At 71.9% G+C, this 13,794-nt stretch carries 11 protein-coding genes and 2 pseudogenes; 3 read left to right on the forward strand and 10 right to left on the reverse strand.

The window, feature by feature from the left end:
• Positions 1-51 precede the first annotated feature (51 nt).
• Positions 52-971, reverse strand: a pseudogene (locus tag QUE38_RS09105) (2-hydroxyacid dehydrogenase).
• Between the two features lie 40 nt (positions 972-1,011).
• A complete protein-coding gene (locus QUE38_RS09110; RefSeq protein ID WP_286307580.1) occupies positions 1,012-1,977 on the reverse strand; it encodes an NYN domain-containing protein in 966 nt (321 codons plus the stop codon).
• Positions 1,978-2,106: 129 nt separating this feature from the next.
• Here QUE38_RS09110 and QUE38_RS09115 point away from each other — a divergent pair, with 129 nt between their 5' ends.
• A complete protein-coding gene (locus QUE38_RS09115; protein WP_286307581.1) occupies positions 2,107-3,072 on the forward strand; it encodes an aldo/keto reductase in 966 nt (321 codons plus the stop codon).
• A 69-nt stretch (positions 3,073-3,141) separates the two neighbouring features.
• Entirely contained in the window at positions 3,142-3,810 is a 669-nt protein-coding gene (locus QUE38_RS09120; protein WP_286307583.1) for a TetR/AcrR family transcriptional regulator, read from the forward strand.
• A gap of 67 nt (positions 3,811-3,877) precedes the next feature.
• Here the strand turns inward: QUE38_RS09120 and QUE38_RS09125 are convergent, their stop codons facing one another.
• From QUE38_RS09125 to QUE38_RS09150, 6 genes and pseudogenes are all read right to left on the reverse strand, one after another.
• Complete coding sequence (locus QUE38_RS09125; protein WP_286307585.1) at positions 3,878-4,846, reverse strand: serine hydrolase domain-containing protein; 969 nt, start codon at positions 4,844-4,846, stop codon at positions 3,878-3,880.
• The gene (locus QUE38_RS09130; protein WP_286307587.1) at positions 4,843-6,276 is read right to left on the reverse strand and encodes a rhamnulokinase; all 1,434 of its coding nucleotides are present in this window, start codon (positions 6,274-6,276) and stop codon (positions 4,843-4,845) included. Before QUE38_RS09130 ends, QUE38_RS09125 begins: the two co-directional genes overlap by 4 nt.
• The gene (locus tag QUE38_RS09135; protein WP_286307589.1) at positions 6,273-8,309 is read right to left on the reverse strand and encodes a bifunctional aldolase/short-chain dehydrogenase; all 2,037 of its coding nucleotides are present in this window, start codon (positions 8,307-8,309) and stop codon (positions 6,273-6,275) included. The genes QUE38_RS09130 and QUE38_RS09135 overlap by 4 nt, the downstream gene beginning before the upstream one ends.
• Before the next feature lie 11 nt (positions 8,310-8,320).
• A complete protein-coding gene (locus QUE38_RS09140; RefSeq protein WP_286307592.1) occupies positions 8,321-9,238 on the reverse strand; it encodes an alpha/beta hydrolase fold domain-containing protein in 918 nt (305 codons plus the stop codon).
• A 180-nt stretch (positions 9,239-9,418) separates the two neighbouring features.
• Positions 9,419-10,584, reverse strand: a pseudogene (gene rhaI / locus QUE38_RS09145) (L-rhamnose isomerase).
• A gap of 29 nt (positions 10,585-10,613) precedes the next feature.
• Complete coding sequence (locus tag QUE38_RS09150; RefSeq protein WP_286307594.1) at positions 10,614-11,003, reverse strand: L-rhamnose mutarotase; 390 nt, start codon at positions 11,001-11,003, stop codon at positions 10,614-10,616.
• Positions 11,004-11,125: 122 nt separating this feature from the next.
• Here QUE38_RS09150 and QUE38_RS09155 point away from each other — a divergent pair, with 122 nt between their 5' ends.
• Positions 11,126-11,908: a nucleotidyltransferase domain-containing protein gene (locus QUE38_RS09155; protein WP_286307596.1), complete on the forward strand. Its 783-nt coding sequence runs from the start codon at positions 11,126-11,128 to the stop codon at positions 11,906-11,908.
• Positions 11,909-11,920: 12 nt separating this feature from the next.
• Here QUE38_RS09155 and QUE38_RS09160 read toward each other — a convergent pair whose 3' ends face one another.
• Both QUE38_RS09160 and QUE38_RS09165 read right to left on the reverse strand, forming a co-directional pair.
• Entirely contained in the window at positions 11,921-12,826 is a 906-nt protein-coding gene (locus QUE38_RS09160; protein ID WP_286307597.1) for a carbohydrate ABC transporter permease, read from the reverse strand.
• Entirely contained in the window at positions 12,823-13,755 is a 933-nt protein-coding gene (locus QUE38_RS09165; RefSeq protein WP_286307599.1) for a carbohydrate ABC transporter permease, read from the reverse strand. Before QUE38_RS09165 ends, QUE38_RS09160 begins: the two co-directional genes overlap by 4 nt.
• Positions 13,756-13,794: the final 39 nt, after the last annotated feature.

Below are 13,794 nucleotides of genomic sequence, written 5' to 3' on the forward strand. Positions count from 1 at the left end.
GAGTGCGCCGAGGCGACAGTTCGTCACGACTCGACGAAGGGGGCAGCGCCGTCAGGTGCGCAGCACCACGTTCTCGGGCTCCTCGCCCGCGAGCAGGTGCGCCACCTGGCGGCGCACGAGCGCGGCCATGCGGGGCAGCATCGCGCTCGACGCGCCGCCGACGTGCGGGCTGAGCAGCACGTCGGGTGATGCGAAGAGCGGATGCCCGTCGGGCAGCGGCTCCGGATCGACGACGTCGAGCGCGAAGCGCAGCCGGCCGGCGTGCGCGAGGATCGCGTCGGTGTCGGCGACCGGTCCGCGGCCGACGTTCACGACGAGCGCGTCGTCGGGCAGCGCGCCGAGGAACGCGTCGTCGACGAGGCCCCCGTCGCATCCGACAGTGGCAGCCCGACGATGACGATCTCGGCGTCGGGCAGCAGCTCGTGCAGGTCGTCGATGCCGTGCACGTACCCGCGTTCGGTCTCGCGTGCGCGGCTCGCGACGCGCGTGACCCGCGCCTCGAACGGCAGCAGGCGGTCCTCGATGGCGACGCCGACGCCGCCGTACCCGACGAGCAGCACGCGCCGGTCGGCGAGGCTCGGCAGGGCGACCGGCGCCCAACGGCCCTCGGCGGCGGCTCGCACGAACCGGGGGATGCCGCGCTGCGCGGCGAGCACGAGGGCGAGCGCGAGCTCGGCGGTCGAGGTCTCGTGCACGGTCGTCGCGTTGGCGAACACGTGACCGGCCGGCAGCACGTCGGCGACCCCGTCGTAGCCGATCGACTGGCTCTGCACGAGGCGCACGGGCACCCCGTCGAGCGCGGCGAGCACCGCGTTGCCACCCATGTACGGCGGCACGACGAGGTCGAGCCCGTCCGCCGGGGGCGGCCCGGTGAAGTCCCACTCGAGCACCCCCACCCCCTCGGGCAGTGGGCCCAGCGCATCGCGCAGGGTGGCGTCGGGCACGGTCACGGTGAGTACGGCGTCGGTCACCCGGCCATTCTCCCGCAGCCGTCGGCGGTGCGGCCCGCGCTCAGCCCTTGCGCGGCCGGATGCGCACGCGGTTCTGGCCGGTCGTCTCGTCGAGCTCGACCACGCCGCCGCGCGACTTCAGGAAGTCGGTGAACGACCCGAAGCCGAGTCGCCGCTCCTGGAACCCGGGGTCCATGCGCAGCATCTGGTTCTTCACCGCGCCGGACGGCTGCCACTCCTCGTCGTTCTTCGCGCGCAGCAGCTCGAGCGCCTTGATCAGCAGGCGGCCCGGGTTGCGGGTCGACGGGGTCGATCCGTCATCGGATGCCCCGGAGTCGTCGTCGCCCGACGATGCGGCGCCCTTCTTCCGGCCGTTGCCCGTGCCGCCCGTGGCATCCTTCGACCCCTTCGACGTCTTCGCCGCCGCAGCCTCCTCCTCGGCCGCCCGCTCGTCCTCGTCGACGTCGGCGTCGGTCTGGAGCAGCGCGTCGTAGTCGGCGAACTCGTCGCACGCGGCCGTCAGCGCCCGGCTCGTGCCGCCGGCGACGCCGATGCCGACGACGTAGCGGCTGAGGCGCTTGCAGCGCTGCGCGAGCGCGACGTAGTCGGAGTCGCCGGCGACGATGACCACGTGGGTGAGGTCGTCGAGGCGGAACAGGTCTTCCACGGCGTCGACCGCGAGGCGGATGTCGGCGCCGTTCTTCGTCGCCGACAGGGGGAAGAGCTGCACGAGGTCGACGGCGCGGTCGATGAGCTGGCTGCGGTAGCTGGCGTTGACCGGGTTCGACCAGTCGGCGTAGGCGCGCGCGACGGCGATGGTGCCGAAGGTGGCGGCGAAGTCGAGCACGGCGTCGACGTCGACCGTGGCGGCCTCGAGCTTCGTCGCGGTCTCGGCCTTCGCGGTCGACGAGCGCCTGCCGGTGTCGCGCCGGTAGGACATGTCGCCGTGCAGCTGGTCGTACCGCGAGATGACGATGTTGTCGAAGTCGAGGTAGATGGCGACGCGGGGTTCTGCGGTGGTGGGCATGGAGGCCTTTCGTCGCGTGCGGGCTCGTCCCCGAGCCTACGCGCCCGCGGCGACCCTTTCGCCCGGGAATACCCGTGGCGCGCCGACGTTGCCGAAGGGGACGCACGACGTTCGACACGAGGGAGTTCCATGACCGAGACCGCGCAGGCCACCCGCATCCGCATCGCCGACTCCGACCTCGAGGTGTTCCCGCTGAACCTCGGTGGAAACGTCTTCGGCTGGACCGCCGATGTCGCGGCGTCCGAGGCGGTGCTCGACGGCTACGTCGCGGCGGGCGGCAACTTCGTCGACACGGCGGACGCGTACTCGGCCTGGGCGCCCGGACACACCGGCGGCGAGAGCGAGACGGTCATCGGCGACTGGATGCGCACCCGCGGCAACCGCGACGACGTGGTCGTCGCGACCAAGCTCAGCCAGCACCCCGAGTTCCGCGGGCTCGCCGCCGACAACGTGCGCGCAGCCGCCGACGCGTCGCTGCAGCGCCTCGGCACCGACCGCATCGACCTCTACTACGCGCACTACGACGACGCATCCGTGCCGCTCGAGGAGACGGTCGGCGCGCTCTCTGCGCTGGTCGACGCCGGCAAGGTGCGCGCGATCGGCATCTCGAACTACACGCCGGAGCGCATCGACGAGTGGTTCGAGGTCACCGCGGCGAACGGCTTCCACCGCGCCGTGGCGCTGCAGCCGCACTACAACCTCGTCGAGCGCGACTTCGAGCACGGCCTGCGCGAGCGCGCCGAGCGAGAAGGCCTCGCCGTGTTCACCTACTTCTCGCTCGCGAAGGGCTTCCTCGCGGGCACGTACCGCACTGCGTCGGACGCCGCCGCGCCCGGCGCCAGCCCGCGCGCCGCCGCCGCGGCGTCGTACCTCGACGACCGCGGGGCACGCGTGCTCGCCGCGCTCGACCGCATCGCCGCCGTGCACGGCGTGCCCGTGGCATCCGTCGCCCTCGCCTGGCTGCGCGTGCAGCCGACCGTGGTCGCGCCGATCGCGAGCGCGCGGAACACGGCGCAGCTGCCCGCGCTCGTCGCATCGGCGACGCTCGAGCTGGGCGCCGACGAGCTGGCCGAGCTGTCGGCGGCGACGGCGTAGGGGTACCGCGGGGAGGGTGGCCGCGTCAACCGGCCACGCTCGACACCTGTCGGGTAATAGACTGAGGATGTGTCAGCACCTACCCGACCGCTGCGCCGCGATGCCGCCCTGAACCGCGAACGCCTCCTCGACGAGGCCGAGCGGTACTTCGCCGAGGCCGGCATCGACGCGTCGCTGCACGAACTCGCCGAACGCACGGGCGTGGGCATCGGCACCCTGTACCGGCGCTTCCCGACCTACGCCGACCTGATCCGCGCGCTCTACGATCGCGCCGCCGAGCGCATCGACGTCGTCATGACCGAGCTCGCCGACCTCGACTCGGGCTGGGACCAGGTGGTCGCCTTCCTCGACGGCAACCTCGCGATCCTCGTCGACTACCCGGCCACGCCCGCGGTGCTGCACCGCATGTCGGAGCTCGACCCCGACTACCGCCCCGGCGTGCGCTGGGAGGAGGCGGTCCGGGCCTTCGTGGCGCGCGCCCACGACGAGGGGTCGCTGCGCGAGGACGTCACGGGCACCGACCTCGGCATGCTGCCGCTCGCGATGGCGAGCGTGCTGCGCTTCCCGCAGCCGCAGCGCGGCGTCGCCCTGGCCCGCTACCGTCGCATCACGCTCGACGGCCTGCGCGCGTCGGAGGCCACCCAGCCGATGCCCACCGAGCCGTTCACGACCGACGACCTGAACACCGCGGTGCACGGGCGCACGGCCGATCACCCGACGCGCGCCGAGCGCACCTGACGCGGTCTCGGGCGGTGGCAGGGCGGCGGATGCCTCGAGCCGGACGCCGCCCGACGCACCGAGCGCCTCAGCGCGCCGTGACCACCGCGTTGTCGAGCTCGTCGAGGCTGAGCCCGAGCCGGCCCGAGGCCGCCACGTTCGTCAGCAGCACGAACGCCACGTCGTGCTCGGGGTGCACCCAGAAGTCGGTGCCCGCCCAGCCGCCGTGCCCGAAGCCGTCCGGGGCGAGCGCCGCGGGCGCCGCGTCGCGCAGGCACCAGGTGAACCCCCAGTGCGTGCCGCGCTCGGGCGGGTACGGGTCGATGGTCGGCACGTCGTCGGTGAGCGAGCGCCGCATCATGGCGCCCGTGACCGGATGCACCAGCCGGCCGTCGTCCCGCAGCAGCGAGACCGCGACCGCGAGGAGGTCCTCGGCGCGTGCGAACGCGCCCGCGCCGGGGTTGCGGTGCGACGCGAAGAGCTCCCAGTCGACGCCCTGCTCGGCGCACTCGATCGGCGCGTGACGGGTCGACTCCACGTCGAAGGTCACGCCCGTGGCATCCGCCCCCGCCAGCGTCTCGAGCACCTGCTGCTCCCACGGCGTGCCGCTCGCGTGCGCGATGAGCGCCGCGATGCCCTCGTAGGCGATCGTCGAGTAGCGCGAGATCGCACCGGCCGCGAAGTCGCGCCCGGGGGCGAGCAGCGCGGGCCGGAGACCCGCGGGCACGTCGAGTGCCGGCTCGGGGATGCCCGCCGTGTGGCTCACGAGGTGCCGCAGCCGCACGACGTCGGCGCGGTCGGCGCCGAACTCGGGCACGGCGTCGGTCAGCGGCGTCTCGAGCGTGAGGCGCCCCTGCTCGACGAGCCGCAGCGCGGCGAGGCCGACGAGGGGCTTCGTGATCGAGAACAGCGGGTAGTGGTCGCCGGTCTCGGCGTCGCCGAACGCGTCGAGCGCGACCACGCCCTCGCTCGTCGCGACGCCGAGCACCGCGCCCGGCAGGGTGCCCGCATCGACGTGACGGCGGGCCCAGTCGAACGCGTGCGAGTACGAGGTCATGCCTTGGGATCGTAGCGGCGCGGCGCGAACGCCGTGGCGACGAGGTCACGCAGCGACTCCAGGTCGCCCCCCGCGAAGCCCTGCGCGCGCGCCTGCACGAGCACGTTGCCGATCGCGGTCGCCTCGACCGGGCCGGCGAGCACGGGCAGCCCCGCGCGGTCGGCCGTGCGCTGGCAGAGCAGCTCGTTGAGCGCGCCGCCGCCGACCATGTGGATCGTCTCGACCGTGCGCCCCGACAGCTCGGCCGCGGTGCGCACCGCGTCGCCGAACGCCTCGGCGAGGCTCTCGATGATGCTGCGCGCGAACTCGGCCTGCGTCGACGGCACCGGCTGGTCGTGCTCGCGGCACCACTCGGCGATGCGCGCGGGCATGTCGCCCGGGGCCATGAAGCGCGGGTCGTTCGCGTCGAACACGGCGACCGGTGCCGTGACGGATGCCGCCGCGGCGAGCAGGTCCGAGAGCTCGACGGTCTCGCCGGCACGCTCCCACTCGCGGATCGACTCGCTCAGCAGCCACAGCCCCATCACGTTGTGCAGGAAGCGCACGCGCGAGTCGACGCCGCCCTCGTTGGTGAAGTTCGCCCGGCGCGCGGCATCCGTCAGCACCGGCTGCTCGAGCTCGAGGCCCACCAGGCCCCAGGTGCCGCACGAGATGTACGCGGCGGTCTCGGCCCGCATTGGCACGGCGACGACCGCCGACGCCGTGTCGTGCGAACCGACCGCGACGACGTCGATCGGGGCGGCCGCGCCGATCCCGTCGTTCACGTAGCCGAGCGTCGAGCCGATGCGCTCGCCGGGGTCGACGAGGCGGGGCAGCACGGATGCCGGCAGCTGGAGCCGGTCGGCGAGCTCGACGTCCCACGCGTGGGTGATCACGTCGACGAGGCCCGTGGTCGACGCGTTCGTGCGCTCGGCCACCGCCTCCCCGGTGAGGAAGTACGCGATGAGGTCGGGCACGAGCAGCAGCTGGTCGGCGAGCGACAGCAGCCCGCCGTCGCGCTCGGCGGCGAGCTGGTACACCGTGTTGAACGGCAGGAACTGCAGGCCGTTGCGGCGGTACAGCTCCTCGAACGGCGTGACCGCGTGCACGGCATCGACGCCCGCCGCTGTCCGCTCGTCGCGGTAGTGGAACGGCGTGCCGAGCATCCGCCCGCCGCGCAGCAGTGCATAGTCGACCGCCCACGAGTCCACGCCGATGCTCGCCACGTCGGGCGCCTCGGCGACGGCCGCACGCAGCCCGTCGACCGCGCCGCGGTAGAGCGCGAGCAGGTCCCAGTGCAGCCCGTTGATGGTGCGCACGGGCTGGTTCGGGAACCGGCCGACCGCGTGCAGCTCGAGCGTGTTCGGCCCGACCGAGCCGAGCATCACCCGCCCGCTGGTCGCACCGAGGTCGATCGCGGCGACGTGGCCCGCGGGGGTCGACGAGCTCATCGGATGAACGCGGCGGCGACGCCGGAGTCGACCGGGACGTGCAGGCCCGTGGTGCGGCTGAGCTCGGGGCCGGTCAGCACGAACACCGCGTCGGCGACGTTCTCGGGCACGACCTCGCGCTTGAGGATGGTGCGCTGGGCGTAGAACTTGCCCAGGTCCTTCTCCTCGACGCCGTAGGTCTTGGCGCGGTTGGCGCCCCAGCCGGCGGCGAAGATGCCCGAGCCGCGCACCACGCCGTCGGGGTTGATGCCGTTCACGCGCACGCCGTACTCTCCGAGCTCGACCGCGAGCAGGCGCACCTGGTGCGCCTGGTCGGCCTTGGTCGCCGAGTAGGCGATGTTGTTCGGGCCGGCGAACACCGAGTTCTTCGACGAGATGTAGATGATGTCGCCGCCCATCTCCTGCTCGATGAGCGCCTTCGCGGCGGCCTTCGAGACGAGGAACGAGCCCTTCGCCATGACGTCGTGCTGGAGGTCCCAGTCCTTCTCGGTGGTCTCGAGCAGCGGCTTCGACAGCGAGAGGCCGGCGTTGTTCACGACCAGGTCGATGCCGCCGAACGCGAGCACGGTGGCGTCGATCGCGGCCTGCACGCCCGCGGCATCGGCTACGTTCGCGGCCACGCCGATGGCGACGTCGGTGCCGCCGAGCTCGGCGGCGACGCCCTGCGCCTTCTCGAGATCGAGGTCGGCGACCACCACGCACGCGCCCTCGGCGGCGAGCCGGGTCGCGATGGCCTTGCCGATGCCCGAGGCGGCGCCGGTGACGAACGCGATGCGGCCCTGGTGGGTCTTGGGCTTCGGCATGCGCTGGAGCTTGGCCTCCTCGAGTGCCCAGTACTCGATGCGGAACTTCTCCGCGTCGGAGATGGGGGAGTAGGTCGAGAGCGCCTCGGCGCCGCGCATCACGTTGATGGCGTTGACGTAGAACTCGCCGGCCACGCGCGCGGTCTGCTTGTTCGCGCCGTAGCTGAACATGCCGACGCCGGGCACCAGCACGATGAGCGGGTCGGCGCCGCGGATCGCGGGGCTCGCCTCGGTCGCGTGCGCGTCGTAGTACGCCTGGTAGTCGGCGCGGTAGGCCTCGTGCAGCTCCTTCAGGCGCGCGATCGAGTCCTCGATCGACGCGTCGGCCGGCAGGTCGAGCACCATCGGCTTCACCTTGGTGCGCAGGAAGTGGTCGGGGCAGCTCGTGCCGAGCTCGGCGAGCGGGGCGAGCTTCTCCGAGGCGAGGAAGTCGAGCACGACGTCGGAGTCGGTGTAGTGGCCGACCATGGGCTTGTCGTGGCTCGCGAGGCCGCGGATCGTCGGCGCGAGCGCGGCCGCCTTGGCGTGGCGCTGGGCCTCGGGGAGGGCCTCGAAGCCGGCGACGACGCCGCCGAACGGGTCGGCCTTCCCGTGCTCGGCGATGTACGCGGCCGCGGTGTCGATGATCCAGAGCGAGTTGGCTTCCGTCTCCTCGCTCGTGTCGCCCCAGGCGGTGATGCCGTGGCCGCCGAGGATGCAGCCCACGGCCTGCGGGTTCGCCTCCTTGATCGCGGCGATGTCGAGGCCGAGCTGGAAGCCCGGGCGGCGCCACGGCACCCACACGACCTTGTCCCCGAAGATCTTCGCGGTGAGCTCCTCGCCGTCGGCCGAGGTGGCGATGGCGATGCCCGAGTCGGGGTGCAGGTGGTCGACGTGCGCGGCGTCGACGAGGCCGTGCATGGCGGTGTCGATCGAGGGGGCCGCGCCGCCCTTGCCGTGCAGTGCGTAGTCGAACGCGGCGACCATCTCGTCCTCGCGGTCGACGCCGGGGTAGACGTCGACGAGCGCCCGCATGCGGTCCATGCGCAGCACCGCGAGGCCCTGCTCCTTCAGCGTGCCGAGGTCGCCGCCCGAGCCCTTCACCCAGAGCAGCTCGACGGGCTCGCCCGTGACCGGGTCGGTCTCGGTGCCCTTGGCCGACGTGTTGCCGCCGGCGTAGTTGGTGTTCTTCGGGTCGGCGCCGAGGCGGTTCGACCGCGCGATGAGGTCGGCGGCTGCGGGGTTCGTCATGCGGGTGCTCCTTACGTGAGCGTCGGGGTCGGTCGGTCGTGCACGGCGTCGCCGGGCCGGTCGGCCTGCGGCAGCGCCGTCGTCGGGGTGATCGGGTCGGTCGGGTCGGTGGAGTCGGGGGCCGCGGCGAGCTCGTCGAACCACGCGGCGACGCGCGCGACGGTGCGCGCGGCGGCTGGGTGCTCGGGTCGGTTGAGGTGCCCGTGGTCGACGTCGGGCTCGGTCTCGCAGGTGACGTCGACGTCGGCGTCGGCGAGCATGGCGGCGAACGCCTCGCCCGAGACGCGCAGCTCGTCGAGGTCGTCGTTGACGATGAGGGTCGGCGGGAACCCGACCAGCGCCTCGCGGGTCGCGGTGCCGGGGATCGCGGCGACGGGAGCGCCGTCGACCGCGCCGCCGAGGTAGTTCTCGTACATCTCGAGCACCCGGGCCGGCCCGAAGCGGTCGGCCTCGGGGTTCGCGTCGAGCGCGGCGCGCAGGTCGGCGCCCGGGGCGGGCTGCACCGCGTGCAGCGTCGGGTAGGCGAGGAACACCGCGTCGGGCATCCGCTCGCGCACGCCCCCGGTGGAGGCCGCGAGCATGCGCAGCACCGCGCCGGTCACGATGTTGGCGCCCGCACTCGCACCGCCGATGACGATGCGGCTCGCGCCCAGGCGCTCGGCGTTCGCGACGGCCCAGCGCCAGGCGACGAGCACGTCGTCGGATGCGGCGGGGAACGTCGTGCCGGGGCCCGCGAGCCGGTAGTCGACCGAGACGACCGGCACGTCGAGGTCGGCGAAGCGCGTCGCCACCCAGTCGGCCTCGGGCATGTCGAGGTCGCCGAACGCGAACGCGCCGCCGTGCGCCCATACGAGCAGGGTGCGGTCGGTGCGCGGCTCGCCCGTGGCATCCGTCGCCTCGTAGACGCGGAGCAGGTGCGCGATGCTCATGCCCTGGCGCCCCATCGTTCCCCCCGGAAGCTCGTGAGAAGGATCCCGCGGCGCGCCACCACCACGCAACGCGCCGCGGGAAGTCGGGTGCGCCCACCGCGCGCGCCGATGGTGCGCGAGTCGTGGTCGTCCCCCCGGGAGACCACGGTTCGCGCACCGGCGCGGGCGGCGAGCGTCATGTCAGGCGCCCCAGCCGGCCTGCACGCCGCCGACGCGCTCCTCGGCGATCTTCGCGAGGTAGCCCGACTCGGCGAACGCCGCCATCGGGTCGGCGGGCAGGCCCCGGCTCTCGCGCCACTCGGCGAGTGCGGGGCGCACGTCGGTGTAGAACGCGTCCATGAAGATCGCGTTCGCGGCCAGCACGTCGCCCGCGACCTGCGCCGCACGCAGCGCCTCGTGGTCGATGAGCAGCGCGCGGGCGGTCATCTCCTGCACGTTCAGCACCGAGCGGATCTGGCCGGGGATCTTGTCCTCGACGTTGTGGCACTGGTCGAGCATGAACGCCACGTCGGGGTCGCCGTAGCCGCCGCCGCGGATGACCTCGACGATGATGCGGAACAGCTGGAACGGGTCGGCCGCGCCGACGATCAGGTCGTCGTCGGCGTAGAAGCGCGAGTTGAAGTCGAACGAGCCGAGCTTGCCGAGGCGGAGCAGCTGCATGACGATGAACTCGATGTTGGTGCCCGGCGCGTGGTGGCCGGTGTCGAGGCAGACCATCGCCCTGTCGCCGAGCGAGGCCACCTGGGCGTAGCTCGTGCCCCAGTCGGGAACATCGGTGTGGTAGAACGACGGCTCGAAGAACTTGTACTCGAGCACGAGGCGCTGCTCGTCGCCGATGCGCTCGTAGATGGTGCGGAGCGAGTCGTTCAGGCGGTCCTGTCGGCCGCGCATGTCGGTCTGGCCGGGGTAGTTCGAGCCCTCGGCGAGCCAGATCTTGAGGTCGCGCGACCCGGTCCGGTCCATGATGTCGATGCACTCGAGGTGGTGGTCGATCGCCTTCTGGCGGATGCTCGCGTCCTCGTGGGTCAGGGCGCCGAACTTGTAGTCGTCGTCCTGGAAGGTGTTCGAGTTGATCGTGCCGAGCGAGACGCCGAGGTCCTCGGCGTGCTTGCGCAGGTCGTCGTACGAGTCGACCTTGTCCCACGGGATGTGCAGGGCCACCGACGGGGAGAGGGCGGTGTACGTGTTGACTTGCGCGGCGTCGGCGATCTTCTCGTAGGGGTCGCGGGGGTGCCGGGCGTGCCGAACACCTTGAAGCGGGTGCCCGAGTTGCCGAAGGCCCAGCTGGGCAGCTCGATGGCCTGCTTGGCGAGTTCGGCCTGGATGTCTGGCGTCAGGATGCTCACTGGTCGTCGCTTTCTGTGTCGGTGCCGGTTCAGGCCGGCGGGGTCGGGCCGGGCTCGGCGTCGAGCGCGGCGAGTTGGTCCTCCAAGTGGAAGACCTCGGTCAGCTGGGGGGCGCCCTGGTCGGGGCGTGCGCCGTCGAGGGCGACGAAGAAGGGGGCCATCTCGGCCTCCCAGGCCGCGGTGCGCGGGTCGGCGGCCAGTGCGCGCTGCGCGGCCGCGTCGTCATCGGTCTCGTAGTAGCCGATGAGGAGTCCGTCGGGGCGGAGGAAGAGGGAGTAGTTGCGGCGGCCGGCGTCGGCGATCGCCTGGAGCATCTCGGGCCAGACGGCCGCGTGCCGTCGGGTGTACTCCTCGAGGCGCTCGGGGTGCACCTGGAGCTGGAAGCACACGCGCTGCGGCGTCGGGGTGCTGCTGCTCATCGTCGAGCTCCGTTCGGGTGGTCGGTGGTGAATCGTTTCAACGATAGCGCCCCCGGCGTGTCGTCCGCAACTCCCGCGGCTAGGCTCGACCTCGAGTCACTCGACGCGGAGGAGCGCCCAGCATGGAACACCAGGAACGGGCGCTCGCCGCCTTCGTCGCCGAGCAGCGCGCGGCGGGCGACGCCACCGGCGTGATCGTCGTCGGCTCCGTCGCGAGGGGCACCGAGCGCGAGGACTCCGACGTGGACGTCTACCTCGTCGTGCCCGACGAGCACTTCCGCCGCGCGCTCGCCGAGAACCGCGTCGCCTGGGTCGAGCGCGAGGGCGCCGACTACCCGGGCGGGTACGTCGACGTGAAACTCACCTGCCGCTGGTACCTGGCCGAGGCCGCGCGGCACGGCGACGACCCGACCCGCGCCTCGTTCGAGGGCGCGCGCGTGGCCTGGTCGCGCGACCCCGGGCTCGGCCGCGCGATCGAGGCGGTCGCCCGGCTCGACGAGGCGGAGTGGGACCGACGCGTCGCGTCCCACCTCGCGCAGGTGCGTCTCCACGGCGGCTACTTCCTCGACCAGGCCGTCGCGTCGGGCGACGACTTCCTCCGCGCGCACGCGACGACGCACCTCACGCTCGCGGTGGCGCGGCTCGCGCTCGCGACGGAGCGGCGGTTCCTGCGCGGGCCGAAGTACGTCACGGCCGCGATGGCCGACCTCCCCGTGCCCGGCGACGTGGCCGCCGCGTGGCGCGACGCGGTCGCGACCGGTGGGCCCGAGGCATCCGCTCGCCTGATCGCGGCCGTCGAGGCGTGGACCGGCGACGTGCTGCCGGCCGAGTCCACGCTCTCGACGTTCATCCGCGACAACGAGCTGGCATGGCTCCGGGGCACGCTCCCCGCGGAGTACGCCTGAGCCATCGGTGCATCACCCCTTGACGGCGCCGCTCGTCATGCCCGCCACGATCTGCCGGTTGAAGAAGATGTAGAGGATCAGCGGCGGGATCGTGATGATCAGGATGTTCATGAACAGCAGGTTCCACTGGTTCCCCGACTGCGACTGGAAGTTGTAGAGCGTCAGCTGCACCGTCGGCTCGCCCGGCAGGAAGTACAGGGCGTTCACGAACGTGTTGAACACCGCCACGGCCTGCACCACGATCACGGTCACGATCACGCCGCGCAGCAGCGGGAAGATGACGGTGAAGAACAGTCGCATCGACCCCGCGCCGTCGATGATCGCCGCTTCGTCGAGCTCCTTCGGGATCGACGACACGAACGCGCGGATGAGCAGCACCGTGAACGCGAGCCCGAACGTGATCTCGATCAGGATCAGGCCGATCAGCGTGCCGTAGATCTCGAGCGACTGCATGACCCACACCGTCGGCACGACCGCCGGGGGGATGATGAGGCCCGCGAGCACGAGGAGCATCACGACGCCGTTCCAGCGCGACTTCCGGCGCTGGAGCACGTAGCCGACCATCGAGCCGAGGATCACCATGATCGCGACGGATGCCACGGTGAGCACGATCGAGTTCCAGAACGCGGTCACCACCATGTAGTTGCGCGTCTCGAGCACCGCGATGAAGTTCTCCCAGAGCATCCACTGCTCCGGCGGCGCGAACTCGAAGAGCGACGCCTCCTGGCGGTCCTTGCCCGCCATGAAGAGGATGAACAGGAACGGCAGCAGGAACACGATGATCGACGCGAGGATCGCGATCGACCCCATGCCGTAGCGCTGGAGCTTGCCCTTCCAGGTGAGCTTGCGACGCTTGCGCACCTTGAGGGGCTTCTGTCCGTCCGCGAGCTGGGTCGTGACGACGCGCGTCTCGGTCACTGCTCGACCTCCCTCTTCCGGAGCCACATACTGAGGGGCACGACGATGGCCGTCACCACGAGGAACAGGATCACGTTGCCCGCGGTGGACAGGCCGTAGAAGCCGGCTTGGTACTGCTTGTAGATGACCGATGCGATCACGTCGCTCGTGAAGCCCGGTCCGCCTCTCGTCATCGCCCAGATGAGGTCGAACGATCGCAGGCCGCCGATGAGCGAGAGCAGGACGACCGTGCTGGTCGCCGGCCACGAGAGGGGCAGCGTGATGTGCCAGAAGCTGCGCCACGCGCTCGCGCCGTCGACGCGGGCCGCCTCGTAGTACTCCTGGGGAATGCCGACGATGCCGGCGATGTAGATGAGGGTGGCGAGGCCCACGCCGCGCCAGACGTCGACGAGGGCGACCGAGTACAGCGCCCAGGCCGGATCGGTGAGCCAGCCGGGCCCGTCGATGCCGAACCAGGAGAGCACCTCGTTGATGGCGCCGTCGAACGGGTCCATCAGGGCGCGGAAGGTGAAGCCGACGCCGATCACCGAGACCAGCACCGGGAAGAACACGACCGAGCGGAGGTACCCGCGGCCGATGACGCTGGAGGTGAGCAGCACGCCGAGCAGGAGGCCCAGGATGACCTTCAGGCCCGACGTCAGGAAGCCGAAGATGAACGTGTTGATGAAGCCCTGCACGAGCGCCGGCTCGCGGAAGAACTGCACGTAGTTGTCGAACCCGATGAACTCGACGTCGAAGATCGACCAACGGGTGAGGCTGAAGTAGAACGACGAGATCGTCGGCACCAGGAACAGCACCGTGAAGAGGATGCCGGCCGGGATGTAGAACCAGAGCGGGTACGGGCTCTTCGCCGGCCGTCGCTTCTGCTTGCCCTCGGGGCGAGGGGGCGGGGTGGACTTCGCCGTCGGGGGCGTCGCTGTCGCGGTCATCGAATCTCCATTGATCAGTGTTCCGCCGACGGGCGAGGG

This window comes from Agromyces mangrovi (genome assembly GCF_030296695.1).
Classification (GTDB): Bacteria; Actinomycetota; Actinomycetes; order Actinomycetales; family Microbacteriaceae; genus Agromyces; species Agromyces mangrovi.

What these genes read in the sequence shown, in the direction of transcription:
- QUE38_RS09110 (WP_286307580.1), bottom strand. Translation starts at nt 1,977, where the DNA reads ATGCCCACCACCGCAGAACCCCGCGTCGCCATCTACCTCGACTTCGAC.
- QUE38_RS09115 (WP_286307581.1), top strand. Translation starts at nt 2,107, where the DNA reads ATGACCGAGACCGCGCAGGCCACCCGCATCCGCATCGCCGACTCCGAC.
- QUE38_RS09125 (WP_286307585.1), bottom strand. Translation starts at nt 4,846, where the DNA reads ATGACCTCGTACTCGCACGCGTTCGACTGGGCCCGCCGTCACGTCGAT.
- QUE38_RS09130 (WP_286307587.1), bottom strand. Translation starts at nt 6,276, where the DNA reads ATGAGCTCGTCGACCCCCGCGGGCCACGTCGCCGCGATCGACCTCGGT.
- QUE38_RS09135 (WP_286307589.1), bottom strand. Translation starts at nt 8,309, where the DNA reads ATGACGAACCCCGCAGCCGCCGACCTCATCGCGCGGTCGAACCGCCTC.
- QUE38_RS09140 (WP_286307592.1), bottom strand. Translation starts at nt 9,238, where the DNA reads ATGAGCATCGCGCACCTGCTCCGCGTCTACGAGGCGACGGATGCCACG.
- QUE38_RS09150 (WP_286307594.1), bottom strand. Translation starts at nt 11,003, where the DNA reads ATGAGCAGCAGCACCCCGACGCCGCAGCGCGTGTGCTTCCAGCTCCAG.
- QUE38_RS09155 (WP_286307596.1), top strand. Translation starts at nt 11,126, where the DNA reads ATGGAACACCAGGAACGGGCGCTCGCCGCCTTCGTCGCCGAGCAGCGC.
- QUE38_RS09165 (WP_286307599.1), bottom strand. Translation starts at nt 13,755, where the DNA reads ATGACCGCGACAGCGACGCCCCCGACGGCGAAGTCCACCCCGCCCCCT.